Source organism: Corynebacterium sp. 212_CJEI (assembly GCF_001055915.1).
GTDB lineage: Bacteria > Actinomycetota > Actinomycetes > Mycobacteriales > Mycobacteriaceae > Corynebacterium > Corynebacterium jeikeium_D.
On record NZ_JVPT01000083.1, the window covers coordinates 1 to 24,969 of the forward strand.

Consider the following 24,969-nt stretch of genomic DNA (forward strand, 5'->3'; position numbering starts at 1 on the left):
CCCGTTACCTTGTGAGTGTCCCCGATAATGGGGATAGTCGCTGGTCCCGGTATGGCTTACCTGCCCTGTAGTTTCCATAATCCGGGGGGGTGTTGCCGCCGGGTGCCAGGACTTTCGATGACAGCTGATAAGGACACGGCCAGTTTTAAACTAGGTCTCTTTGTAACGTGGGTGCTTGCAACGAAGGTCATGACACCAGCGACTGGAACAACGCCATACCCATCTCGTTTTCTAGGAGCTCATCATGTCTCCGGAGCATTCCATCGACATATTCCTTGGGTTAGACGTCGGCAAATCTGAACACCACGCCTGCGCCTTAGACCGTGATGGCAACAAGGTCTTCGACAAACCGTTGCCTCAACTCGAATCCGAACTAGCAGGCGTTTTTCACCAGCTTCAGAAGCTTGGCACCGTGCTCGTGATCGTCGACCAACCCAACACCATCGGCGCACTACCGATTGCTGTAGCCCGGGACTGCGGTTGCGAAGTCGGATACCTGCCAGGTCTTGCGATGCGCAAAGCTGCAGATCTCTATCCGGGACGTGCAAAAACAGACAAACGCGACGCATTCATCATCGCCGACACCGCCCGCACAATGCCCCACACGCTACGTGCCGTCGACCGCAATGATGAGGTACTCTCCGCCCTAAAGATGCTGTCCGGCTTCGATGATGACATCGCCCGCGATTGCACTCGCACTGTCAATCGGCTTCGCAGTGTCCTCACCCAGATCTACCCCAGCCTGGAACGAGTTTTTGCTGGTAGCACCCTGACTCGCACGCCGATCCTGGAATTATTGATCCATTACAAGGGACCGCAGGGGCTAAAAAGAGCCGGATACCAACGAGTGTTGAACTGGATGATCAAGCGCACACGTAAAGACCCCACCCCGCTGGTAGACGACATTTTTACAGCGCTGAAAGCTCAAACAGTCACCGTGCCTGGAAGCGATGCCGCCGAGTTAGTAATTCCTCAACTGGCTGCAAACATCCAGGCCCTCAAAGAGCAACGAAACACCATTGCTGAGCAGGTTGAAGAGATGCTCGCTGATTTCCCTCTTTGTGAGGTCTTGATGAGTATGCCCGGAGTCGGCATCAAGACCGCAGCGCAGATCCTTCTTGCGATCGGTGATGGCTCCGACTTCGCTAGTGCTGGCCACTTAGCTGCTTATGCTGGAATAGCACCCGTGACTAGACGATCCGGTTCGTCGATCAGAGGTGAATTCCCGGCACGGTCAGGCAATAAACGACTGAAAAACGCCTTGTTCTACTCCGCATTCGCAGTTATCCGCAGCCACGAACCGTCACGGCGGTATTACGAACGCAAACGCGCTGAAGGAAAACGCCACAACGCAGCAGTCATCTGCCTGGCACGACGCCGATGCAATGTCATCTACGCGATGCTGAAAAACAAGGAGTTCTTCCGCGAAATCCCGCCACGCCCCGTCGCCGCATAAAGCCCCAAAGACGAAGCCGACCAGCACACGCTGGCCGGCTCCTAGGCACGCCTAAGAAACTACTCCCAAGACTGTGCTCGTCAACATCGGTCTGGCACTTGACAAAAACATAGGGACACCCCCCCGGGGTGAAGGATAAAAAGTGTGCCCGCATCAGCAGTGGGAGTTGGGCATAAGAAATTCCCCCGGTCAAACGACCGGGGGAATTTGTTCCTTGTTACTTAGACGCTCATTTTGATACAAGACTCTGGGTGGGTGCATGGAGCAGCAAGGTGGGTGCAGTTGGCGCGAGGGTGGGTGCACAATCGACCTTTCCCAGGCACGCGGGGCTGTCAGCTCTAAACGGTGCCGACTAGCAACAGATGTCAACTAGAGATGAGTCCCGACAGAATCTGCTCGAGGAACCGTACGTTGACGTTCCCTAAGTTCTCAGGGGTTTCATTACTAAGTTGCCCCATGAGGCCAACTGCTCGCTCTTTGTTTGTTTCAAAGACATCACGGATATCAGAGGTGAGCTTAAGGGAAATGAGCATGCCCATCATATTGATAGAGATCGCCAGCATTCTCGAAGCCATTTCTACCACTGCTTTGTCAGGTGGTATGTCGCCGGTCTGCCTTGCCTTCGAGAAGAACAACTTCACGAATTTATCGGCAGTTCCGAACGCTTTGTCTGCCTCGTCAATATTGCCAAGCCTCCAGTAGCATGACCCCAAGTTCATGTAGGCACGGCTGAGGATACCTAGATACAAGGCCCAGTGTTCCGGTATTTGGTCAAAGATCCTTTCGGTATCGCGAATCACAGCTACCTGATTGGCGATTTTGGGGAACTCTCTCCCGCCTTCGATGAACCAAAGTGGGTCACTGTCTACTCCAGTTCCGCTCAGGCGTCCGAAACGACCGTTCTTCTCTTGCACCAGAGGGTAGAAGTCAATATATTCCATTTCACTGTTTAGTTCACGCAATCGTGCATCGACCAAATCGATAAGTGTATATCCATTACTTGAATCAATAGTCAACGCTGCGCGTACCCTCATAAGTCGCTCAATAGCTTTAGCACCTCGCCCTTGAATTTGGTAGATCCAGGAGAGAAGGACTTCCGCTCGCACTGTGCTGCTTCCTGTAGCACCGACCGCGATGCGCGCGTTCTCTGTCAACGTTTCCAAAACAGACCGCGCCTCATCGAATTGCTCGAGTTGAAGCAACGCGTATCCAAGCTGGTGCGCGGCACGCAGGCCCAGTGGATCATAGGCTCCGTGGTGCCGATGGACGATGGAAAAGCAGGCAGATAGCCATTGCTGAGCATCGGCGAACCTCTTCTCGTTGAGAGCAATGCCTCCCGCCCAGATATACATATCGGCCCGGAGAGTTGCATGATTTCTCGACTCTGGGATTCTCCCATCCAAGTCACGGAACGCCTGCTCGACATCCGTAATCTGATTGGCATAATATCCAAAAACGATCACATCCGCTTCCACCTCGAGCGCAGCAGGCGAATCCTCGCCGACTGCTTTTCGGATTCTTGCTAGAAGTGCTTTCCCTTGGTCAAAGGCTTCATCGCTAGAGGAATTTCGTGCATTCACCGCCCTAAGTCGCTTCATCTGAAGCATGAGAGTCTTAGGAGAATCCTCCCCGAAAATCTCTGTCGCCGCACCGATACCTTCCTCGTAAAATTCGATGGCATCCTCGTATGCCCAATTCTCGAAGGCTACATCTCCCTTTAGCGTTACCAACGGGATGTATACAGCTTCCACAACATCCGCTGAAACTGGTTCGTCCGAGTACCTTTCTAAGAGCATCGCTGTGATGTGCATCAGGACTGGCATGGCTTCCAGCGGGTCTCCGCTCCTCAGCAGGAGTCTCGCGTGGAGGAGCTTGACCACCAATGTGTCAGGATGGTTTTGTCCATCCAATTTAATCTGTAACGGTAGAAGCTTCGAAAGGATCGCTTCGGCATCAGTAAACTCAGACATTGCGTAATAACAATCCGCAATTTGCCTGAGCACGAAAATCTGATCGCGTACGTCAGCGTCCCCGCCAAGAGCGCCAAGAGCAAAGTTGAAATGCTCGATCGCCTTTGAAAAATCAAATGCCGCTATGTTGCGTCTCGCAACGTGGATGTGCGCCGCCGCTGTTGTGAGAGGTAGCCCCTCCCCACCGAAGGTAAGATACCAGTCCACCACTGCATCTACTTGAGAGCTGCTGGGGAGATCGAGATGCTCACGCTGATCATCAAGCCAATGTGTGCAAGCTTGTTGCGCGAATCTTTGTGCATGCTTCTTTAAGGTGGACCGGTCTTGAACGGTTTTCCTCACGTGTCGGGTCAACAAGGGATCGGCGAAGTGGGCTACCTCTGTTGATCCCTTGCACCATCCGATGGGATTTCGAGCTTTATTAATCGCATCGTGAGCGCTTTCCGGTGACTCTTGGTAAATCTCGTTGATGACCTCGGCGATGACTGTCGGCACGAATCGATTAAGTATGTCCTGAGCTGGATCTGAGGGGTTTCCTGCGACCGCTGCCGTCAGCGCGTTTCTCACACCTTCAGGCAGAGCCTTCCAGCGGCTCTCGACTACTCGTTCGACACTGTCTGGTAGCTTGAAATCATCGGAAAGAAGAATTTTGTGACCTGATAGTCGAATCTCAATCGCAACGTTGGGGTCGGTAATCCAAAGAAGGAGAAACAATGGCGTATTAAGTTTCTCCACCACCTGTTTCGCAACGTCGGCAGACGTTTCTGGGGCATAGCGCAATAGGAGTTCGACGAGTGAGTTCTCCTTGAGAGAAGGGACATCCACATCAATAAGTTGCGCTTGAACATCCGAGTTTTCTTGCATGTCTGAATGCCATTGTTCGAAGTCGTCCTCGACCATTCCCTCAGGCCAGGCAGTACCAATCACCATCACGGGCCGCTTCAGGTCAGGCTCGCTGAGCACTGTCAGAAGCGAACGGAGTTCCGGCCCCATCAGGTGCATATCCTCGATGACGACAATTCCGGGGAGGCCTTTTGCAGTCAAGGATCGAATGGCTTCAGCTAGTTCCGCACCAGCGTCCTTCTTCGACTTGAGGTGCTGTTCCCCCATGTATACGTCTCGGTGAAGATTCTTCGAGTTCTTTCGTCTCTTGCCAAACCAACGAAATACATCGCCTAGCCACGATGTGAGAGTAGCTGGAAGCGGAATACCGATACTCAACGCTTCAAGAGAATACTCAAGCAATGTATCGGCTGCATCAGCCTGCAAGTCCTTGCGGACCCGAGGAACTACTTCAGAGAGCACTTTCCCAGCACGAGCGAGAGCTCCAGAGGCATCCCACCACGCCAACGACAAGGGGGCCAGGTGGGTCGCCATCTGTTTCTTACCCGTTGCCACGACATCGAGTTTTTGGTTGTTCCGCAGCTCTTGACAATTGAATGACCACCAACCAAACGTCGGGAGCGTGTCTTCCTTCCAAATGAAGGAATCCAAATCAGGGGAAAGAACCGCGCGGCCTCGTAGTGGGTCGGCTTCACCATCTGCGAAAGTCAGCTCGGGCCAGTATTGCCCATATCCGTCCTTGGATTTTTCCGCCTTATCCAAGCGAAGTAACTCGTAAAGGCGCTGAATGATAGCTGTCTTCCCAACACCGGATGCCCCCCGAAGCATCAAAACAATAGGACCGTCATAGCAACCGCCGGAAAGAGCCTTCACCCGATCATGCAGGTCTCGCGCGATCGATTCGTGTTGTCCAAGGAGCTCAGGCACCCTAGTTCCTCCCACAAAAAACGCATGGCCCAAAACCACAGTCACGTGACGTCACCGTCAAGATAAGGAGACCTAGAATAATCGCCATGTCAACTGCCAAGCTACATTCCATTCTCACCGAACATCGAGTGCTTCTCAACCGATCCTCTGAAACTGGCATCCTTAAACCCGATTCTGAGGGTGCCGTCCGTGTCGACCTCGGCGTGGTCGACGAGGGTGTTCCATGCTTGGTCGCTGTATTCGAGGGGTGGCTGGGTGGTGAGGAAGTCACGGACTTCTACGGCCTGGGCGCGGCGGCGACGCAGATCGTCAATCTGTTCAGTGATGTGCTGGTATTGGTTCTCCAGCTCGCTGTGCCGGGCTTCGAGTTGATGGTAGCGGTAGGTCGTAGTCGTCAGGGTCATGGGCTGTTGCCGCTGCAGACGCGATGAGTTGGTTCATCAGCGTAAGGGTTTCTTCGATCCGCTCTGTTAGGTCGGCCTGCTGGGTTTCCAACTCGTGGGTGTTGTAGACCGTTTCATCGAGCAGACGCATGGTGTCATCGGGCACGGCGTGGTCGGTGACGCGCCCGGTCAGGGCTTTGACGAAGGCTTCTTTGATTTGGTCGTCAGTGACGTGGGGCGTGGCGCAACGGTGAGTTTTCTTGTATTTGTTGTTGCAGCGCCAGATATGGTGGCGGCATTTGCTAGTGGAGTGCCAAACTTTCCGTCCAAACCAGCCGCCGCAGTCGGAGCACTTGATGCGGTTGGCGAACGGGTTGCTGTTGGCGGTTCCCCGGCCTGCGCGGCGTGCAATCCCTGCTTGAACGGCGTCCCAGGTAGCGGGATTGATGATGGGTTCGTGGTTACCGGTTACGTAGTACTGAGGACTTCGCCTTCGTTGACTTTCATGGTTTTGGTCAGAAAGTCAGTGGTGAAGCTCTTTTGCAACAGCGCATCGCCTTTGTATTTCTCATTGACAAGAATCGACCGCACAGTGGAGGGCGGCCACACTGTCTTGTCGCGCGGGGTGGCGATTCCATCGGCTGTGAGTTCGAGAGTGTCCGATAGTTTGTGTGCGGGGGTTTGGTTTACAAGTAGTCTGCGAATCGGTCTGGGTATGCCACGGCTAGTTGGTTGATGGCTTGTTTCCACCCGGTGGCTTTCGCTCCTTCAATATGGCAGTCACACTCAACGCAAACTTGGCAACGTCGTCCCAATGACTCGAATCGCAAGAGATTTAGCAAGGACACTCGTTGCAACTAATGTCAACTACTCAACTACATTCAAGCCTCATGAAGTTTCCGAGCTAAAGAAACATTATAATATTTACCTACGCGCCTACATTGAATTAATACTGGCTACTGAGCATGAACTCCGTCAGGCATGGGCTCTCTCTAAAACATTTACATTTCTTGAAAAAGATGATGACAACAGCGCGATAGAGTCCCTGAGTACGAGCCTAATTCAGGCCATTGCCACTTTCCAGGTACGCGGCAGCTTTACTGCATCACTAGGTCACGTGAACGAGGCTACGCTGAGAGAGAAGCTGCTCCTACTAGGGCTTGTTGCTGATGTTGACTTTAACCGAAATGATGTCGATGTTTCAGCAATACTATCTGCTACCGAACCAGAAGAGGTCAGCGCCCCAGAAGATGTGCCAGTAGGCAAAGTGCGTGCTTACGACTTCATCCTGCCCTTCCGAGTCCCTGGCTGGGGAGAGAAACCTCGCCTTTTTATTCAGTCTCAGTTCTATGAGGGCGACAGCGGAAGCGTCTCGCACAAGGTCGTCGATCAGACTAGTAGTTCCCGGATACAAACCCGAGAAAGTTACCCAAACTCGGCATTTCTCGAATACCTTGACGGCGCAGGGTACGCAGGCGCTTTGCGTGGCGATCTTGGACACATGCTTAAGTTTGAATCCACTGAGGATTTCATACAAGTAAAGTCCATTTTGGTGCGCCTACGTAGGGCACTTCAGCAGATCGGCTTCCTGACGCCTCTCGAAATCGAGCACGCGGTGCTGCTCTCACCAGACGGGGATCTACAAGGAGTCCGGCAGTACTTGGAGAACGACGGTTATTCTCCCGACGAGATCACTCGAGCTATTCAATCTGCAATTGTCGGTGGAAACATCCACAGCGAAGAAAACCGGCTCACCATTGCGCCAGAGAGGTTACCGATCGCACGTGCCCGCCTTCTCCTAGATCTTGTCGTTCTTTCGGCGCAGCTCCTTAATGTTCCACATGAGGACGCAGAAACAGTCTATATAGTCCCTGGGTACGGAGCCGACTTTGGCTGTACCCCAAGGTGAGCTGGTGCAGATGGTTGACCAAGCTGGTGCAAGCACCTTGTGGCCCGACGAAGCAACCCTTCAAGATGATCTTGAGTGGCTATTAGTCGAGCAAACGATTAGTAAGCGCCCAATCGATAACGAGTAGTGTCTTGGGATTTCTCAAACCGGGTGCGCGCACCTTTTGACGTCAGCCCGGACACTTTTGACGATGCCCTATAGATTTTGACGCCTGTCCAGAACAGCCCCACTACCCCGCTAGCCAACACCTAATCACGTCACACGAAACACCCTGAAACGCCGATGATCGCGCCTACTCAACGCCCTATCCACTCAAGAAACCACGTTTGACAAGACAAAACACACTCCACGTAAGGCAAACAATAAGACGCCCACTTTGTATCAAAATGAGCGTCTAAATGGTGGAGCTAACGGGACTCGAACCCGTGACCCCCACACTGCCAGTGTGGTGCGCTACCAGCTGCGCCATAGCCCCAGAATCAACACCGAAGCGGCTTACACCCTCCGTTGTGGACTCCTCAAAGGCTACATGGCGCTGTCATATATCACCAAATCCGCATGTAGAACACGCTTTTACATATCCTTCTGGCGCATCCAACAACATGACTTAAAGCTGAACTTCACAAAGCCCACAAGAGAACTAGCGCAGAGCCAGCTCGACCCACTCTCCCAGGCGACCGTCTTCGGAGATGTCTTGCAGAATGTCCTTACCATCGACAAAGACGTGCGGCGAGGAAACCTTGCCCAAGCGCTTCTCAAGGTCATCGAAGTTGGCGTTTGCACTTGCCTTGGCCTCGGTGGTGTCGATGCCGGAGCGGACTTCGCTGACAATATTGTCAGCAACACCGAGCTGCTCCAGACGGTCAGCCAGCTCATCATTGTCCCACGTGACGGAGTTCTGCTGGTCAGCCATCATCATTGTGTGGAAGTTCCAATATGCGCGAGCATCCCCGGTCTCAGCAATCTTGCGGGCAATCGCGAAGGCGCGAGTGGAGTGGCCGTCACGCTGCTCCTTCTCCTGACCATCCAGGAAGTTCAGCGTGCGGTATTCAGCGACTAGCTTGCCGTCGTTTAGTGCCTTGAGCTCATCATCGTGGCCCTCTTCGCTCATTTGAGCACAGTAGTGGCACGAGAAGTCCTCAAAAATCGTGGCTGTTTTAGCCCCTTCGGCGCCGTCCTTGCTCAGTCGGATGACATCGCCGTCGAGTGCGACGGAGAAGTCGACGTCCTCATCTGGCAGCCCCTCAATCGGCTGCGACCGGCCGATGTAGATAACGCCACCAATAACAACTGCAACGACAGCAAGAAGAGCAATCAGGCCGACGACGAAGCCACTGCCCTTTTCATTTGGGTTCTTAATCTTCTGACTCACACCGCTTACGATAGCGGTGTTTTCTTGCCAATGACACAATTGCGCCTGAGAAAACGGAAATGGTTACTAGGCCTATCACTAGACCCACCGCCTTGACCCCAGCCCCTTGTCCCTTCCCTCAGACTTCAACCTCTAGCGCGCGGGCTAGGCGTAAATGGCAAACTTCTTCCACGGCCACACGTACACAAATGCAGCCAAGGCCAGAAAACCTATATCTCGGGCGATTTCCGTCAGATACGTAGCGGGGCCAGCGTTCTCATCGTAGCCACCGCCACCAAAGCAACCGCAGTCAATCTGCAGGCCGCGCGCCCACGCCGAGATAATGCCGCCGATGAACGCCAGTAAGAGCAACCCCGACAGCACTGCTACCGGACGCAGGAAAAGCCCCAATACCAGTAAGAGTCCGAGGATGACTTCGAAGGCGGGCAGCGCAACCGCTACCATCGGCACCAAATCGCTCGGCAACAGCTCATAAGCTTGCACTGCCTGACGCGATTCCAGCGGGTTCAGCAGTTTGATAAGACCCGAGTACAACCAAACTGCAGCCAGGCCGAATCGTGCCACCACGCCTACGAAATTCTTCATGCACAGAAATGTTAGTACAGGCTAACTGTTTACAGCTAGCCCAACGGCTATCAATTACCCGTTCAGAACCGCGGAGACCACGTCCTGTGCCTCAGCCTGAACCTGGGCCAGGTGGTCCGCGCCCTTGAAGGACTCCGCGTAGATCTTGTACTTATCTTCAGTACCCGACGGACGTGCCGCGAACCATGCGTTTTCCGTAACCACCTTGAGGCCACCAATCGCAGCGCCGTTACCCGGTGCTTCGGTCAGTTTGGCTGTGATGGTCTCCCCAGCCAGGGTGTCGGCCTTGACCTGCTCTGGCGAGAGCTTCTTCAGGATTGCCTTCTGCTCACGGGTTGCGTCGGCATCGGTACGGGCGTAAGCCGGGGCACCGTACTTATCGGCGAGCTCTGCGTAGAGCTGCGATGGAGTCTTCTCGGTCACAGCCCTAATCTCGCTGGCCAGGAGGTCCAGGATGATGCCGTCTTTATCGGTGGACCACACAGTGCCGTCGTGACGCAGGAACGATGCACCAGCGGATTCCTCGCCACCGAAACCGATGGTGCCACCGAGCAGACCAGGGACGAACCACTTGAAACCGACCGGCACTTCCACGAGCTGGCGACCCAAATTGGCAACGACGCGGTCAATCATCGACGAAGACACCAGCGTCTTACCGACCGCGGTCTCCTGCGACCAGCCCGGACGGTGCGCGAAGAGGTAGTCAATGGCAACGGCCAGGTAGTGGTTCGGGTTCATCAGACCCGCGTCCGGGGTAACAATTCCGTGGCGATCCGAGTCCGCGTCATTACCTGTGGAGATGTCGAACTTATCGCGGTTACCAATCAGGGACGCCATCGCATTCGGCGAGGAGCAGTCCATACGAATCTTGCCGTCGGTATCCAGCGTCATAAAACGCCAGGTCGCATCGACCAGCGGATTGACCACAGTCAGGTTTAGGTTATGCGCATCGCCAATTGCGCCCCAGTAATCCACCGACGCACCGCCCATCGGGTCAGCACCGATACGCACGCCGGCATCACGGATGGCGTCGAGGTTGACAACATTCGGCAGGTCCGACACGTACGCATTGAGGTAGTCGTGCTTTACGACGAGGTCTCCTGCCTTATCCACCAGCTGGCGCTTAACCCCATCCAGGCCCTTAGCCAGGTATTCATTGGCACGAGCTGCAATCCAGTCCGTCGCATCCGCGTCCGCCGGACCACCGGTCGGCGGGTTGTACTTAAAACCACCATCTCGTGGCGGATTGTGGGAAGGGGTAATCACGATGCCGTCGGCACGCGCGGAGCTATTACCCGTCGGACCGCCCTCCACGTCGCTGTTGTACGTCAGAATCGCGTGGCTGACGGCCGGAGTCGGCGTGTAGCGATCCTGAGCGTCAACCATCACGGTAATGCCGTTGGCCGTGAGCACCTCGAGGGCGGAAATCATTGCCGGCTCGGACAGGCCGTGGGTATCGCGGCCGACGTAGAGCGGACCTTCAATGCCCTGGCCCTTGCGGTAATCCACGATGGCCTGGGTGGTGGCGTGAATGTGGTCTTCGTTGAAAGCGCCGTCGAGGGAGGAACCGCGGTGACCGGAAGTACCGAAGACGACCTTCTGGTCAGGATTAGTTGGGTCCGGGTGCTTTGTGTAGTAGGCAGTGACCAGTTCCGCGACATCGATAAGGTCGGATGGCTGGGCCAATTGCCCGGCGCGCTCATGAGCCATTGTGGGTATCCTCCTGCTAAATCAGCGAACTGCGCAACCGCCGATTTCATTGCCGACCAACCGGCCGGGACAAGGAAACCGAACTTAGATGCGCTTCCTCTTCCCAGTGTCCCCGTTTTAGGGCCAACGCGCATGGCCAGAACCACTCGGTAATGCAAACTCGCCCCTGCAATAGGGTGCATCAGATAGATTGCCGCGTGCCGACGGGAGCACCTTCTCGAGAGGATTCCGGGCTGCCGGCACCTGTCTCCTGTCTCCCCTTTAGCCGCTGTGCTAGCGTTTGCCCTGTGAATGAGGAATCTGTTGCTCCGAAGCTGCCATCAGCAGGACGAGCGCAGGTTCTGACAGCTCTGGCCGTGGCCGGCGGCGCCGCTGTTGGCGCAATATGTCGCTTTCTGTTCGGAGCGGCGATCGATGCAATCGTTGGCTCGGGAATTAGCGCAATCTCGACGACTGTCATCAACTTACTGGGCTGCCTTCTCTTCGGTCTGGTCAGCAGTATCGCGTTTGCTAATCCCCGGCTCGCCGCTTTCTTCGGCACCGGCTTTTGTGGCGGCTTCACCACCTTCTCCGCCTTTGTCATTCTCCTGTTGGCACAGGCCGACACGTCAGTCGCTCTTCTTATCAGTGTTGGGCTTATTCACCTGCTGTGCTGCCCTCTCGCCTACTGGCTGGGCACCAAGTGCGCACGGAAGGTCGCGGAATGACCGGCGATCTCCTCGACTCTTTTTCCTCGGCGCTGTCGGCCATCCTCGCTATCGCACTTGGCGCGGCAGTAGGTGGTGCGCTGCGCTATGCGCTGGCCGAGCTTGCGGTGAAGTGGGCTGATTCCAAACTGCCCGGAACGTGGACCGCGAATATGATTGCCTGCTTCGTCGCCGGTGTCGCTGCTGTGGTGTGGTCGCGGGGAACGTCGATAAGCAATGGCATGACACCTGCCCTGGCCTATGCGACGGTAATGATTGGCTTCGCCGGCGGCCTGTCGACGTGGTCCACACTCGCCGGAGAGATCACACGCCTTAAAAACCAACACTTTTGGAGGGCATGTGGGTACGTTGCTCTCACACTGATTGGCGGAATGATTTTTGCTTTCGCCGGAATACGTTTACCCCCACTTGTGGCGAATTAGTAGCACAATAATCATTTTCTGAGAATTTAATAATCGGGTTTAGGCTTTCTACCAGTAAAGTTCCACAGCATGGAAAGCTTCAGCGATTTTGCCTCAGCGGCGGATAGTTTTATTTGGAGTCCGTACCTCCTCATCCCCGCGCTGATCGGCACCGGAATCATCTTGACCATTCGCCTGGGCGCAATTCACCTGGTCAAACTCGGCCCGGCACTGCGCCTCGGACTCATCGACCGTAACGACGAAGACGCCGAGGGAGATATCACCAACTACCAGGCGCTTGCGACGGCTCTCGCGGCAACAGTCGGTGTCGGCAACATTGTCGGTGTCGCTACCGCGATCGGCCTGGGTGGACCCGGTGCGCTGTTCTGGATGTGGGTGACCGGCCTGCTTGGTATGGCATCGAAGTACTCCGAGGCATTCCTGGGTGTGAAGTACCGTCAGGTCGATGCAGCTGGCGAACAGTCCGGTGGCCCGCAGTACTACCTGCGCAAGGCCATCCCGAATGGTTTTGGTAAGACGCTCGGTATTCTCTTCGCCGTCTTTGCTGCGCTGGCAGCGTTTGGTATCGGCAACCTGACCCAGGGCAATGCCGTGGCCTCGAACCTGGAAAACAGCTTCGACATCGATCCGACGCTCTCCGGCATGATCATGTTCATCCTGGTAGGTGCGGCGCTGATGGGTGGCATTAAGTCGATTGGCCGCATCACCGCCGGCTTTGTGCCGATGATGATTGTGCTCTACATCGGTGCGGCCGTGTGGGTGCTCGTCGCCAATGTCTCGGCGCTGCCCGAGACCTTCAAGCTCATCTTCACCGATGCTTTCACCGGCACCGCGGCCGTTGGTGGGTTCGCAGGCTCCACGCTCATTCTCGCCCTGCAGATGGGTGTTGCCCGCGGCCTGTTCTCCAACGAGTCGGGCCTGGGTTCCGGTGCTATCGCCGCTGCCGCCGCATCGACCACTCACCCGGTTCGTCAGGGTCTGGTCTCCATGACTCAGACCTTCATTGACACCATCATCGTCGTGTCCTTCACCGGCCTGGTTATCATCAGCACCGGTGTTTGGCAGGATGGCAACGTCGACACTGGCGCTCTGACTGCTGAGGCATTCTCCCGCGGTCTACCTGGCCACTGGGGTGGCACAATCGTCACGCTGTCGGTTGTCTTCTTCGCATTCTCCACCATGCTGGGCTGGTCCTACTACGGTGAGCGCGCATTCGAGTCCCTGGTCGGTCGCCGCGGCACCGGTCTCTACCGTGCGGTCTTCACCTGCGTAGTCTTCGTCGGCGCTGTTACTCATCTGGAAACCGTCTGGTCCGTCGCCTCGGCTCTCAACGGCCTGATGGCGCTACCGAACCTCATCGGTCTGATTGTCCTGTCCGGGCTCATTGCGCGCGAGACAAAGGCCTACCTCAAATTTGACCCGCAGTTGCGCGCAACGGCGGCAGAGATTGATAAATGGCAGTCTCAGCAAAACTTCGAGGCCTTCAGCAAGAACTAGCTGAAACTAGCAGCTGCTCGTAGGGACTACGACAAAAACTACGAGCAGGTCTGCGCGGTCTCCGGCTTTTCGATTGCCGCAAGCGCGTCGTCAAGCACAGAGACCTTTACCAACTTCATATCGCCTCGGTCGGCAGTCACAGCCTCTGCGCAATTGCCTTCCGGCACGAAGAACATCTCGGCGCCCTCATCTCGGGCGGCCGAGATTTTGTGTGTAATGCCACCGATTTCGCCCACGTTGCCGGCAGCGTCAATAGTGCCGGTGCCAGCGAGGTGCTGCCCCTCGGTCAAATCGCCTGGACTCAGCTTGTCAATCACTCCGAGCGTCATCATGAGCCCCGCAGACGGACCTCCAATGCCGCTGAGCTGGTACTCAACCTTGGTGTCGTCCGCGGATTGCGCCCCCATCCCAACGCCGAGCAGCGCGGCATTCTTCTGATGCGGATTTTCCGCCAGTGTCACAGAAATATCGACGGCTTTCTCGGGGTCAGAGTCCTCGCCCTTAGCAGTCTTCTGCTTGTCGACGGTCGCAGACTTGACCCTCAACGTGACAGTATCGCCCGGGTTGCGTCCGGCAATAATCGCCTTGACTTGCTCAGGCTTGCTTACGGCCACCCCATCCACGGCGAGAATCACATCGTCTTCATGCAGTCGCCCATCGACGGGACTATCCGGCACTGTGTAGGCGACGGTGACTTCCATCGGCAACCCGAGATGTGCCAGCGCAGCGGAGGTGGCGTTGGCCTCTGACTCGGTGAATGCAGCCTTGTTCTCCTCTTCCACCTCGTCCTGACTCTGGCCCGGAGGGAAGACCGCCTCAATGGGGACGATATCGTTGTCACGATCGAACCACAGGCCAATGACCTGCGGCAATGTCAGGTTATGTCTGACTGCGACGGTTGTCATATCCAGCGTGCCCTTAGAGAGTTCGGAGTCCGCAGCACTGCCACTGACCGAGATAATGCTCTTGCCCTCGACATCGCTGAGAACATCGAAGACCGGGCCAGGCCCCTGCGCGGCATAGGGCACTGTCAGCGTTGGCAGCGAAAGCACAGTTGCCAACGCGGCGATGGGCACAGCGCCCGCAACAAGAGTTTGGGTACGACGATTCACAAATAACACCCTACATTCTCGCTATCTGCCTACTGGACACCTGATGAATCTTGTCCGTGTCTGTTCGCTGGGCGCGAAGTTGCCAATAAAGTGGTGCTTTTAAGTACTCACGCGGGTCATTGCCCGGTACGGTGGGAGCATGAGTTCTAACGGATTTGGCTTTGGTCCGAACGACAATGATGACGATCGCGACGACGCTGGCAACAATGACTCCGGCCAGGGCGGTCAGGGCGGCCAGGGCGGTCCTTTCGGTTTCTTCGGGTTTCCCTTCGGTGGCATGGGCGGCGCCGGTGGCTTCGGTTTCGGCGGCCCCGGGCAGCCCGGCAGCGGCGCCTCCGGCAAGGGGGACCAGCCGAACTTGGGCGATATTCTCAACCAGTTCGGCGAGATGTTCTCCGGCATGGGGCAGCGATTCCAGGAGTCTAACTCTGGCCCTGTCAACTACGACGCGGCCGAGCGCGTTGCGCGGACCCGTCTTGGTAACCCGGCTCCAGTGAAGGACTCGGCCCGCGAGGCGCTGACTGATTCCCTGCGCCTGGCAGAACTGTGGCTAGATGATGTCACCTCCCTGCCGGCTGGTGTCAACCGCGTAGAAGCGTGGAATAGCCTGCAGTGGTTGGAGAACACCAAGTCGACATGGACTCGCCTTGTCGATCCCGTCGCCAGCCGCATGAGTGATGCCTCCCTCGAGGGTGTTCCAGAGGAAGCTCGCGAGATGATGGGGCCGATGCTGGGCATCATGCGCCAGATGAACTCGATGAGTTTCGGTACTCAGCTAGGAAATGCGCTGGCGGAGTTGGCACAGACGAGCCTGACTGGTTCTGACCTCGGGCTGCCGCTACACACCACTGGTGCGGCGGTACTGCTGCCAACGCATCTCGTCGCTCTCGCGGAGGAACTCGAGGTTCCAGCGCGCGATCTGTTTATCTACGCCACTGCCCGCGAAGCTGCCCACCAACGTCTCTTCGACCGCGTGCCATGGCTGGCTGAACGCATGATTTCCTCTGTCGAGGAATACGCTGCCGGCATCGTCATCGATTACTCGGCGATTGAAGAGGCCGCCCGCGGTCTGGATATTGAGAACATGCAGGATCCGCAGCGTATGCAGGAGGCTATGAGCGAGCTGCAGAATATGGATCTGAGCCCGAAGATTCGTTCTCGTAACGAGAATGCTCGTACTCGTTTCCAGACGCTGCTAGCACTGGTCGAAGGGTGGGTGGACATGGTTGTCACCGATGCCCTCGGTGAGCGTCTATCGGGTGCCGCACAGCTGGATGAAGCCTGGCGTCGTCGCCGCGCCACCGAAGGTGCTGAACAGGCGCTGGAGAAGGCCACCGGCATTGACCTCGGATCCCCCAAGGTGCGTGAGGCAACCAACTTGTGGCACCGCCTGACCACCGCTGTGGGCATCGAGCGCCGCGACAAGGTCTGGGATCACCCGGACTTCCTGCCCGTGGCAGAGGATTTGGATGAACCCGCGGCCTTTATTGACTCGGTTCTTGGCGGCTCGGAAAACGATGACTTCGACCCGATCGCAGAGCTTGAAGAGCAGCTGCTCAAAGAAGCCGAAAAGCGCGCGGCTGACGGCAACGACAGTGACGCCGACGAGGACAATTCTGGCGACGCCGACGACGATAAGTAGCGAGTTAGCTCTGGGTTCCCCAGCGCTGATACGCCTCTAAATAGCCCCGTGCCCGTTCGTGGTACGGGGCTTTTGCCGCCCAATACCAAAACTCTTCGGTATGACCACCGTCGACGAAAGTGTGCACCAGTTCGTGCACAATGACGTCGTCGAGGACGTACCCCGGGACGTCGGCAAGCCTGTGCGAAATGCGAATGCGCCCAGGACTATCGACACCGCCGGTGACGGATGCCCACCTGCGCGACATGTTCTTGACCCATTTGATTGACTCGAACCGCGGGCGATCTTCCAGCACCGTACGAGAGAGCAGCCGTGCGCGGCGCTCCAGCTCGGAATTATCCAGGTTGCTGCCAACTTTCTTCCGCACTCGCGCAACAATTTCATTGACCTGCTGTTTTTCCGCAGCGGCGCTGAGATCGTCCGGAACCATGACAATGATCCGGTTTCCCTCCGCGCGGGCGGACACAGTACGGCGGCGGCGCTTCGAGCGCCGAACCTCAACATCCGGGCCGTACTCAGGTCGCTTGGTGCTCATGCTTTTTAAGCGTATATGCTCTGCGCTGCGATTGCGTAAAAGCTGGCCCCGGGGTAAAAGATATTTTTATGGGGGAATATAGGGATACGTCTCGGGGGCGGGATGGTACGGCTGGCGTAATAGGTTCGGACGCACCCGCGGCACAAACACTTGCCGCGCCTGCCACGGACTACGCGCTGCGGCCGGAGGTACCGATTGTCATGCGCCCAGGCGCGCGGATTCAGTTCGGCGTGGAACCGGAGCGCAGCATGATTCTGCCGCTTTCCGACGGCACCCCGCCGGGGCCTGTCTTCTCGGCGCTTCTTGCAGCTCATAGAGGTAGCACCTTAAGCGAGGCCTTTACTGACAGTCACGACAAACTGTCACCGCAGTTCATTACCGCACTTATCTCCGACCTTCACCGAGCCGCACTGGTCCAAAAACCACCGACACGGCGGAGGATTACGCTGATCGGTCGGGACAGCTTGCGCACCGGACTTTTAAAGGAGCTTCGTCGCACGGGTTGTGGTAGTTGGACGACGGCAATGTCGCCCACCCGCAATGCGACGCTGAAAATATCTCAATCCACACCGGAAGAGATCGGGCTCGCGGTGGTCACGGGCATGGAAGTACCGAGCATGCCCTTGGTTCGCGCTCTGTTTCATCGTGGAATTGAGCATCTGCACACGCATTTCCGCGATGGGGCACTGATTCTTGGGCCACTTGTTCAACCAGGTCAAGGACCCTGCTCGATGTGTTTCGAAGCTTATCGACGAGACCGCGACCCCGTCCGGGCACTGATTGCGCTACAGCTTCGCACTTTTACGCCCGTGGCCGCACCGGAATGGCTGAACACAGCGGTGCCACTGTTGGTTGGGCAGCTGCGGCGGCCGGATCTCTCAGATCTATGTGCAACGGAGGTGCGCATAGATCTGGAAAGCCTCGATATCACTCGCACTACTGTTGCTCCCCACCCGCAGTGCCCAGTGTGTGGTCATGGAAACTCGCAGATGCAGTTCATGTAATTCGAAGTGCCTTGAGCAGAATCTGACTAGGAATTCACGAAAGAATTGACGATTCCCAAGATGCCTTCGCCGAAATGATTGAGCTTCGCTTCTCCAATTCCGGGAATCTGCAGAAGTTCCTCCGGCGTAGTCGGCTGCTGCTCACCGATGGCCAGAAGGGTCGCATCGGAGAAGATTACGAATGCGGGGACCGTCATTTCCCTCGACATTTCCAAGCGCCATGCACGCAATGCTTCCAGTAGTGCAGGATCCGCACTGACTGGGCACTCTTCACAACGCCCTGAAATCCGCTCGGCATCGGTGTGCAATGGCTTAGTACAGCCCTTGCACTGTTTGGACTGCTGACGCTTACTGCGGGAACTAGAGCTCCTTGAGCTTCGCTGTGCCTCAGCCGAGTAGTCAGAGACATCAATGTCGAGTTCATCGAGGAATCGTGTGCGGCGACGTGACCTGCGGCCGCCTTCTGTCCGCGACAATGACCAAGATAGCTCCAGATGTTCGCGGGCTCGAGTAATGCCGACATAGAACAGACGGCGCTCTTCTTCGATGGCTTCCGCCCCCTGCGCAGGAGAACGGTCGAATTTATTCAGCGCATGTTGGATAGGCAGCGAACCGTCGGTAAGCCCAACGAGGAACACCGCATCCCACTCCAGCCCCTTGGCTGCATGCAGGCTAGCCAGCGTCACGCCATCCAGCGTCGGTGGATGTTTGGCCTGCTGCCGGGTGTGCAATTGGCCGAGGAGCGCCTGGATATTGACCTCGGTGTTGGCATGAACGATGTCTTTACACAGGTCAAATAGGGCGCGTAGTGACTGCCAACGTTCCCTGGCACCAGCGCCTTCCGGCTCTTGGTCAGTCATGCCAAGACCCGCGAAAACCTGCTTGACCAAATCCAACAGATTCGTGCCCTGCAATGTCGGAACAGTCCGTGAGGAACGGGAAACTCGCACAAGTGCAGCGATGGCATCGCGGATCTCGGGACGCTGGTAGAAACCGTCCCCGCCACGAACCTGGTAGGCGACTCCTACCTCGGACAAAGCCTGCTCAAAAACTGCGGACTGTGCGTTGATGCGGTACAAAACGGCAATCTCCGATGCCGGCGTTCCTGCGTCGATAAGCCGCTTGATGCTGCGCGCGGTCGCGCGAGCTTCCATCGGCTCATCGTCGTACTGGTTAAAAGTCGGCTCCGGGCCGTCTTCACGCTGCCCAATCAGCTTCAGCCGCGAGCCGGCGATACGCCCCTGCGCACGGCCGATGACATTGTTGGCCAGCTCGACGACCTGTGGGGTCGATCGGTAGTCCCGCTGCAGGCGGACAACTGTGGCTTCCGGGTAGTCCCGAGAGAAGTTCATTAGGTACTGCGGAGTCGCCCCTGTGAAGGAGTAGATCGTCTGGTTGGCGTCCCCGACAACTGTGAGGTTGTCACGGTCTCCCAGCCAGGCGTTGAGAACTCGCTGCTGTAACGGGGTGACATCCTGGTACTCATCGACGACGAAGCACCGATACTGGTTGCGGAATTCCTCCGCCACTGCACGGGAATTCTCCATCGCACCGGCGGTGTGGATGAGCAGGTCGTCGAAGTCAAGCAATAGCCCGTCAGGAGTGGTTTTTATGTCCTCGTAAGCGTGATAGCAATCGACAATTTTTTCCGCAGACAGAGGTGCCGTGCGCCCATGCTCCCGCAGCGCGGCCTGGTACTGATCCGCACCGGCCAGAGTGGCCTTCGCCCACTCAATCTCGCCCATGACATCGCGGATCGTTTCCTTGGAGGTGTCCAGGCCCACCCGGCGTACTGCTTGGGCGACAACACGGAATTTCTTGTCATCCAACAGCTGCCAGGGCATATCACCGGCGACTTGGGGCCAGAAGTAGCGCAGCTGGCGAAGAGCTGCCGAGTGGAAAGTACGCGCCTGGACTCCAGGCGTTCCCATCTTTGCCAGGCGGTCGCGCATCTCCCCTGCTGCACGCGAGGTAAATGTCACCGCTAATACCTTCTGCGGCTGCACAAACCCCTGGTCAATGAGGTACTTGATGCGATGAGTAATTGTTCGGGTCTTACCTGTACCGGCTCCAGCAAGAATGCACACCGGCCCCATCGGAGCCGTTGCTGCCTCGCGCTGGTCTGGATCCAGCCCAGCTAGATAATCCGGCTCGTTCACATCCGCCTCTGAGTAAGTCAAAAAGTTGTTAGACCCCATTTTTTAAACTGGTCGAGTGCTATTCGTCATTGCTGTAGACACGGCGGACGTACAGCAGCCGGTCGCCTGGCTCCACCGACTCACACTCCGGTGAATCAATTCGGTACAGCTCACCCGAGCGCACCACGCCGAGTGCAATATCCGCGAGGTGCCGTGGGCTGGCACCGATTTCCTCTTCGGTGACCAGCCTCTCTGCAACAGAGAATCCTTCATCCGGGCTCAGGAGGTCTTCCATCATCTCAACCACCGAAGGAGTCACCGTGGCCAGCCCCAGCATTCGGCCGGCGGTTTCGGAAGAAATAACCACTTGGTCTGCACCTGACTGCGTCAACAAGTGGCGGTTTTCTGATTCACGCACCGAGGCCACAATTGAGGCACCCGGCGCCAACTCACGGACCGACAACGTGACCAGCACCGCTGTGTCATCTTTGTTCGGTGCAACGACTATAGAGCGGGCACGCTGAATACCAGCTAACTTCAGCACATCGGATTTAGTAGCCGACCCATGCACCGTCGCCAAGCCTTGATTCGAAGCGTGGTCGAGTGCTTCCTTGTCCGTATCAATGACAACGATTTCTGCCGGATCTACGCCGTCCGCGAGAAGAGCTGCAATGGCAGAACGACCCTTGGTGCCGTATCCGATAACGACGGTGTGGTTGCGCAACTGTCTCCTCCAGCGCTGAATTTGCAGGGTTTTCCGAGATTCTTGGGTCAAAACGGTCAGAGTAGTACCGACCAAGAGAGCAAGGAAGGCCACACGCAGTGGCGTAATGATCAAAATATTGAGTAATCGAGCCCTCTGTGTCACCGGCGTGATGTCACCGTAGCCCGTCGTCGACAGACTGACAGCCGAGTAATACACCGCATCGATGAAGGTGAGAGGCTCCGTATATCCGTTGCGGTCGTAGTAAACCACGACGGATGCAATCAGCAGCAAAAATACGGCGTAGTTCAAACGACGTATGATTAGCCGCCAAGGATTCTTCGGCGCGGACTCAGGCAGGCCAATGACTCCCAGCAGTGCATGCCCGGGAAGATCATTGAGCCCGGTTTCGTATCCCGAAGATTTCCGAATTGGATTACGCAACCGCTCCTCGCCTGCCTTTCATGAAAACTCCTCCCGGTGAAAAATAGCGCATACAAACTGCTGCTTTCACCTGGATAACTGGCCACGGCCACGCGGCAGTTACATACGTAGATGATTATCCAATCAGCTCGCGCATTTTCCTGTCTAACTCTATCCTGCTTGGCAGTAGCGCTTCATCTGGTATTAGCGTCCGTCCTGCCGAAACGTAGAAAAACCCGGCTTCAATGTCTTCGGGGGCAGTTTCCATTCCCATCTCGCGCAGCCTATCCGACCACGCCAGGCGGTAAATCGCCAGCTGTAGCGCCGCTACTTCCCTTTCCTTTCCGCGCGGCATCTGGCCTGTCTTCCAGTCAATGACGCTCCACTTCCCGTTGTCGTTAAACACCGCGTCGATTCGGCCGACGACCCGCCTCTGCCCGATGGCAATTTCAAACGGCACCTCTACATGCGTTGGCGTGCGGTCAGCCCACTCAGATGCCTCGAAATTCGCCTTCAATTTCTCCAGTTCGCGTTCGGACGCGACTTGCTCTGTGCCGAGGAAGTCATCCAGTTGATCCCCGAAGAGATCCTCATCGTCCAGCAGACTGTGTGCACCGAAGCGATTCTCCAACCAAGCGTGGAATGCCGTACCTCGGCGCGCGAATCGGTTTGGCTTAAACGGCACCGGGCGTGCTTTCCGACGAGCAAACGCGACCGGATCCGCAATCATGGCTTGGTATTCGCTAGTGGACATGCTTGTCGGCATTGGTAGATGAATCTCCGCGGCCTTAGCTCGAAGGATTTCATCCACGAGAATGGTCGTTTCCGTTTCCCATACCTCAGACAGGTCACCTGCAATGGGGCGCTCATCCTGGTCTTCGCCCATGTAGCGCATGACGCTTTCGGCTGCTCGCTGCACACTATCTCGGCGGTTGCCCAGGGTATCGACGGGCCAGACCACCCCATCAACCGCAGTGTCGCAGTCCAAATCGACTTCAGTGTCCTCTACCTCAGGGTCCTCCCCATCTGTCCACGACACCACATAGTCACTGAATTGCGTGGCGATGGCTGCGAAGTCTGCCGACACGTCAGTGGGATTCTTCAAGCTCGGATTAGGCCGCCTGCTTGCAGTAACAATGAGCTTTTTTGCAGAGCGAGTCATGGCAACGTAGAAAAGGCGCTGCTTCTCTTCCCTTTCCACTTCTCGAAGCTCTTCCTTGTAGGCTTTGATCACCTTGTTGAGGTCGGTCTGGTTATCGGCGCCTGATATATCCAGTTCAGGGGCGTTGCTATCGACAGAATCAGCGACAGGAGTCCAATCGCCTGCTGCAAGCCGTGTTGCATCCTCTGTTGGTTCTGCACTAGCCGTTAGCGGATCCACCTGGGTAATTGCCCCAGGAGGAAGCTGAACTGAATTGGTGAGCCACGATGACAAATCAACTTTGTCGAACTTGCTGGTGGTGATGCCCGGAACAGCAACGGTTTCCCACTCCAAGCCCTTTGACTTGTGCATAGTCATGATTTGGACACAGTTTTCCGGCATGTTCATAGGTGCCCGTTCCAAGCCATCATCGTGTTCGACAGCGAATTCCAGATAGTTCAAAAACCCTGTCACATCGTCCGAGATATTTTGAGAATACGTCGCAGCGATATCGACAAACCTATCCAGATGTGCGGTTGTCGGCCTGGTTATCGCGGTAGCGGAACCGTACTGTCCAGCCGCTGCTTCTACGCGAATTCCAAACTCAGTAGCGATGTCCTCGACCAGTTCCGGCAGAGGCTTATTCAGCGAGAACCGGCGTAGTTTTCGTAGGCTTGCACCCAACTGTGCGATGCGCACCATTGCTTCATCTGTGTAGTTCAGTGACTCGCTGCAGACCAACCGCCCATTTTTTTCCACACTGCCGCGCGCCAGCGGGGTGCCGTCGTAAAAACGAATATCCGGGTCGGCGATGGCGTGCCCCAGCCCCACCGCGGACGATGCTGCTTCGGCATCTTCCACGAGCTTGTCATACTGGCGAGCGAGCTGGGAAAGCGGTGAGGAGTCTGAAGTCTCTTCGACGTTGCCCTTCTTGCGGGCCAACTCGTCCTTTCCTGCGATTGCCAGCTGATCTACACGAGTGCGAAGTGCCTCCACGTCTGCGGCACCCAAATTGAACTGTGGGCTGAGTAGCAGACGCAGAGCATCCTGGTCTGAACTGGGGTCGACCAATATCTTCATCACCGAGGTGATATCCATGACCTCGGGCAAGTGCAGTAATCCAGCGAGTCCTACAATGATTGCAGGCACACCCCGCTCAGACAGTGCATCTAAATAGACAGCCGATTCAGCATTTGTCCGAACCAGGATGGCGGCATCGAGCTTGTTGCCAGCTGCTTCACATTCGCGTAATTGCGCCTCCATGCAATCTGCGATGTATGCAACTTCTTCCTCACCGGTTGCAGTGAAAGCAAGCTGCACCTCGCCCTGGCCTGCTTTTGGCCCCGCATCCAGTGCCTCTACCGTACGAGCCTGCCCCGCAAAAGCACGGTCGGAGACTGCGTTAGCAAGCTGCAGCACTGACTGCGGGTTTCGCCAAGAAATGGTCAGTTGCTTTTTCTCCGCTGGCTGTCCATCCGACCGCGGAAAATCATTGACAAACTGCACAAGGTTTTCGGCCGTTGCTCCTCGCCAGCCATAAATTGCCTGCATCGGATCGCCGACAGCGGTGACACAACCACCGGAGAACAGCGCACGCAGGAACAGCCGCTGTGTATGCGACGTGTCCTGGTACTCGTCGAGCATGATGATCTTAAAGCGACGCCGCTCCTCCTCCCCGACTTCCGCGAAGTCGGTGGCTAGCCTGGCCGCACGAGCCATCTGCATACCAAAGGTGGCTACATTTTCTTCATTGCACCGAGCTCGAACCTGCTCTACCAGCGGCAAAATCTCTAATCTCTCCCGCTGCTTATCGACGATGCCCTGTAGATCGCCAATTAGCCCCTCGCGTTTACCCTTCTGCGGGGTCTGCTCAATATTGCTGATGAACGCTTCGGTTTCCTCGCGAATCGCCTGCGGGGTAGACAAGTTTGAGTCGATGTTCGACCCCAGCTCAATAATGCGACTGGCCAGCGTTGATGGCGCAATATCGACATCAATTTCGGTCACATTGCGAGCTGTTTCCCAGGCCAACTGCCACTGCGTCGCGCCATCCATAATGGTGACCCCCGGCTCCGTCGGCAGCAAAAGACCATAATTGCTCACGACTTCAGAGGCATAGGCATCGTAAGTAAGCGTGGTTGAGGCAATGACCTCGAGGCTTGCTAGCACCTCTGGTGAAGCTTGTGCACGAAATGCAGCGGAAGAAGCAAGGGCATTCAGCTGTTGGCGGATACGGACGCCGAGCTCGCGCGCTGCCTTCCTGGTGAAGGTCAAACCTAGAACTTCTTCTGGGCGGATAAAGCCGTTGGCGACCAACCACACAACACGGGCAGCCATTGTCGCTGTTTTACCAGCACCGGCACCGGCGACAACAAGCATTGGTTCCATCGGTGCACCGATTACCGCCGCTTGTTGCGGGGTGGGCGGAAAGTCCTGCCCCATCATCTCCGACAGGGTGACGGGATCAATGATGGTTCGTTCCTCCGACAT

19 protein-coding genes and 1 tRNA gene are annotated in these 24,969 nt (G+C 56.4%); 8 read left to right on the forward strand and 12 right to left on the reverse strand.

Going from position 1 to position 24,969, the window contains the following annotated elements; translation table 11 throughout:
* Positions 1–244 precede the first annotated feature (244 nt).
* Positions 245–1,456: an IS110 family transposase gene (locus ADB02_RS10720; protein WP_011273191.1), complete on the forward strand. Its 1,212-nt coding sequence runs from the start codon at positions 245–247 to the stop codon at positions 1,454–1,456.
* A 365-nt stretch (positions 1,457–1,821) separates the two neighbouring features.
* On the opposite strand, the gene ADB02_RS10725 is transcribed toward ADB02_RS10720, so the two are convergent.
* Positions 1,822–5,196 (reverse strand): tetratricopeptide repeat protein, encoded by a 3,375-nt coding sequence (locus ADB02_RS10725; protein WP_049191083.1) that lies wholly within the window; start codon positions 5,194–5,196, stop codon positions 1,822–1,824.
* A gap of 86 nt (positions 5,197–5,282) precedes the next feature.
* On the opposite strand from ADB02_RS10725, the gene ADB02_RS11520 reads away from it, so the two are divergent.
* On the forward strand, positions 5,283–5,627 hold the full coding sequence (locus ADB02_RS11520; protein ID WP_049191086.1) for a hypothetical protein: 345 nt from the start codon (positions 5,283–5,285) through the stop codon (positions 5,625–5,627).
* On the opposite strand, the gene ADB02_RS11860 is transcribed toward ADB02_RS11520, so the two are convergent.
* Positions 5,515–6,030, reverse strand: coding sequence for a zinc ribbon domain-containing protein (locus ADB02_RS11860; RefSeq protein ID WP_080969629.1), 516 nt, complete (start codon positions 6,028–6,030; stop codon positions 5,515–5,517). The two genes, ADB02_RS11520 and ADB02_RS11860, sit on opposite strands and share 113 nt — an antisense overlap.
* 17 nt (positions 6,031–6,047) lie before the next feature.
* On the reverse strand, positions 6,048–6,188 hold the full coding sequence (locus ADB02_RS11865; protein WP_241482483.1) for a hypothetical protein: 141 nt from the start codon (positions 6,186–6,188) through the stop codon (positions 6,048–6,050).
* 205 nt (positions 6,189–6,393) lie between these two features.
* On the opposite strand from ADB02_RS11865, the gene ADB02_RS10735 reads away from it, so the two are divergent.
* Positions 6,394–7,488: a hypothetical protein gene (locus ADB02_RS10735; protein WP_049191087.1), complete on the forward strand. Its 1,095-nt coding sequence runs from the start codon at positions 6,394–6,396 to the stop codon at positions 7,486–7,488.
* 399 nt (positions 7,489–7,887) lie between these two features.
* Here ADB02_RS10735 and ADB02_RS10740 read toward each other — a convergent pair.
* From ADB02_RS10740 to pgm, 4 genes are all read right to left on the reverse strand, one after another.
* Positions 7,888–7,963: transfer RNA gene (locus ADB02_RS10740), tRNA-Ala, on the reverse strand.
* Positions 7,964–8,128: 165 nt separating this feature from the next.
* A complete protein-coding gene (locus tag ADB02_RS10745) occupies positions 8,129–8,860 on the reverse strand; it encodes a DsbA family protein (RefSeq protein WP_049191089.1) in 732 nt (243 codons plus the stop codon).
* Positions 8,861–9,004: 144 nt separating this feature from the next.
* Positions 9,005–9,445: a MauE/DoxX family redox-associated membrane protein gene (locus ADB02_RS10750; protein ID WP_049191091.1), complete on the reverse strand. Its 441-nt coding sequence runs from the start codon at positions 9,443–9,445 to the stop codon at positions 9,005–9,007.
* Between the two features lie 54 nt (positions 9,446–9,499).
* The gene (gene pgm / locus ADB02_RS10755; RefSeq protein WP_049191092.1) at positions 9,500–11,155 is read right to left on the reverse strand and encodes a phosphoglucomutase (alpha-D-glucose-1,6-bisphosphate-dependent); all 1,656 of its coding nucleotides are present in this window, start codon (positions 11,153–11,155) and stop codon (positions 9,500–9,502) included.
* A gap of 287 nt (positions 11,156–11,442) precedes the next feature.
* On the opposite strand from pgm, the gene ADB02_RS10760 reads away from it, so the two are divergent.
* The 3 genes from ADB02_RS10760 to ADB02_RS10770 all read left to right on the forward strand — a co-directional run bounded on the left by ADB02_RS10760 (position 11,443) and on the right by ADB02_RS10770 (position 13,781).
* Positions 11,443–11,862, forward strand: a complete 420-nt coding sequence (locus ADB02_RS10760; protein WP_241482475.1) for a CrcB family protein — start codon at positions 11,443–11,445, stop codon at positions 11,860–11,862.
* Positions 11,859–12,284 (forward strand): fluoride efflux transporter FluC, encoded by a 426-nt coding sequence (locus ADB02_RS10765; protein ID WP_049191094.1) that lies wholly within the window; start codon positions 11,859–11,861, stop codon positions 12,282–12,284. Before ADB02_RS10760 ends, ADB02_RS10765 begins: the two co-directional genes overlap by 4 nt.
* Positions 12,285–12,353: 69 nt before the next feature.
* Positions 12,354–13,781: an alanine/glycine:cation symporter family protein gene (locus tag ADB02_RS10770; RefSeq protein WP_048733326.1), complete on the forward strand. Its 1,428-nt coding sequence runs from the start codon at positions 12,354–12,356 to the stop codon at positions 13,779–13,781.
* Between the two features lie 38 nt (positions 13,782–13,819).
* Here the strand turns inward: ADB02_RS10770 and ADB02_RS10775 are convergent, their stop codons facing one another.
* Complete coding sequence (locus tag ADB02_RS10775; RefSeq protein WP_048733327.1) at positions 13,820–14,893, reverse strand: YlbL family protein; 1,074 nt, start codon at positions 14,891–14,893, stop codon at positions 13,820–13,822.
* A 139-nt stretch (positions 14,894–15,032) separates the two neighbouring features.
* On the opposite strand from ADB02_RS10775, the gene ADB02_RS10780 reads away from it, so the two are divergent.
* Positions 15,033–16,535, forward strand: a complete 1,503-nt coding sequence (locus tag ADB02_RS10780) for a zinc-dependent metalloprotease (RefSeq protein WP_049191096.1) — start codon at positions 15,033–15,035, stop codon at positions 16,533–16,535.
* Between the two features lie 4 nt (positions 16,536–16,539).
* Here ADB02_RS10780 and ADB02_RS10785 read toward each other — a convergent pair whose 3' ends face one another.
* On the reverse strand, positions 16,540–17,070 hold the full coding sequence (locus ADB02_RS10785; protein ID WP_016422236.1) for a YgjP-like metallopeptidase domain-containing protein: 531 nt from the start codon (positions 17,068–17,070) through the stop codon (positions 16,540–16,542).
* 68 nt (positions 17,071–17,138) lie between these two features.
* On the opposite strand from ADB02_RS10785, the gene ADB02_RS10790 reads away from it, so the two are divergent.
* On the forward strand, positions 17,139–18,074 hold the full coding sequence (locus ADB02_RS10790) for a TOMM precursor leader peptide-binding protein (protein ID WP_049191098.1): 936 nt from the start codon (positions 17,139–17,141) through the stop codon (positions 18,072–18,074).
* Positions 18,075–18,100: 26 nt separating this feature from the next.
* Here the strand turns inward: ADB02_RS10790 and ADB02_RS10795 are convergent, their stop codons facing one another.
* The 3 genes from ADB02_RS10795 to ADB02_RS10805 form a co-directional block, all read right to left on the reverse strand.
* The gene (locus tag ADB02_RS10795; protein WP_080969625.1) at positions 18,101–20,272 is read right to left on the reverse strand and encodes an ATP-dependent DNA helicase UvrD2; all 2,172 of its coding nucleotides are present in this window, start codon (positions 20,270–20,272) and stop codon (positions 18,101–18,103) included.
* Positions 20,273–20,291: 19 nt separating this feature from the next.
* Positions 20,292–21,359: a potassium channel family protein gene (locus tag ADB02_RS10800; protein ID WP_016422233.1), complete on the reverse strand. Its 1,068-nt coding sequence runs from the start codon at positions 21,357–21,359 to the stop codon at positions 20,292–20,294.
* A gap of 115 nt (positions 21,360–21,474) precedes the next feature.
* Positions 21,475–24,969 carry an ATP-dependent helicase gene (locus tag ADB02_RS10805; protein ID WP_049191099.1) on the reverse strand — a complete coding sequence of 1,165 codons (3,495 nt, stop codon included), beginning with the start codon at positions 24,967–24,969 and terminating at the stop codon, positions 21,475–21,477.

Coding starts and splice junctions, on each gene's coding strand:
- ADB02_RS10720 (WP_011273191.1), top strand. CDS start 245: ATGTCTCCGGAGCATTCCATCGACATATTCCTTGGGTTAGACGTCGGC.
- ADB02_RS11520 (WP_049191086.1), top strand. CDS start 5,283: ATGTCAACTGCCAAGCTACATTCCATTCTCACCGAACATCGAGTGCTT.
- ADB02_RS10735 (WP_049191087.1), top strand. CDS start 6,394: ATGACTCGAATCGCAAGAGATTTAGCAAGGACACTCGTTGCAACTAAT.
- ADB02_RS10750 (WP_049191091.1), bottom strand. CDS start 9,445: ATGAAGAATTTCGTAGGCGTGGTGGCACGATTCGGCCTGGCTGCAGTT.
- pgm (WP_049191092.1), bottom strand. CDS start 11,155: ATGGCTCATGAGCGCGCCGGGCAATTGGCCCAGCCATCCGACCTTATC.
- ADB02_RS10765 (WP_049191094.1), top strand. CDS start 11,859: ATGACCGGCGATCTCCTCGACTCTTTTTCCTCGGCGCTGTCGGCCATC.
- ADB02_RS10770 (WP_048733326.1), top strand. CDS start 12,354: ATGGAAAGCTTCAGCGATTTTGCCTCAGCGGCGGATAGTTTTATTTGG.
- ADB02_RS10780 (WP_049191096.1), top strand. CDS start 15,033: ATGAGTTCTAACGGATTTGGCTTTGGTCCGAACGACAATGATGACGAT.
- ADB02_RS10785 (WP_016422236.1), bottom strand. CDS start 17,070: ATGAGCACCAAGCGACCTGAGTACGGCCCGGATGTTGAGGTTCGGCGC.
- ADB02_RS10790 (WP_049191098.1), top strand. CDS start 17,139: ATGGGGGAATATAGGGATACGTCTCGGGGGCGGGATGGTACGGCTGGC.
- ADB02_RS10795 (WP_080969625.1), bottom strand. CDS start 20,272: ATGGGGTCTAACAACTTTTTGACTTACTCAGAGGCGGATGTGAACGAG.
- ADB02_RS10805 (WP_049191099.1), bottom strand. CDS start 24,969: ATGTCGGAGGAACGAACCATCATTGATCCCGTCACCCTGTCGGAGATG.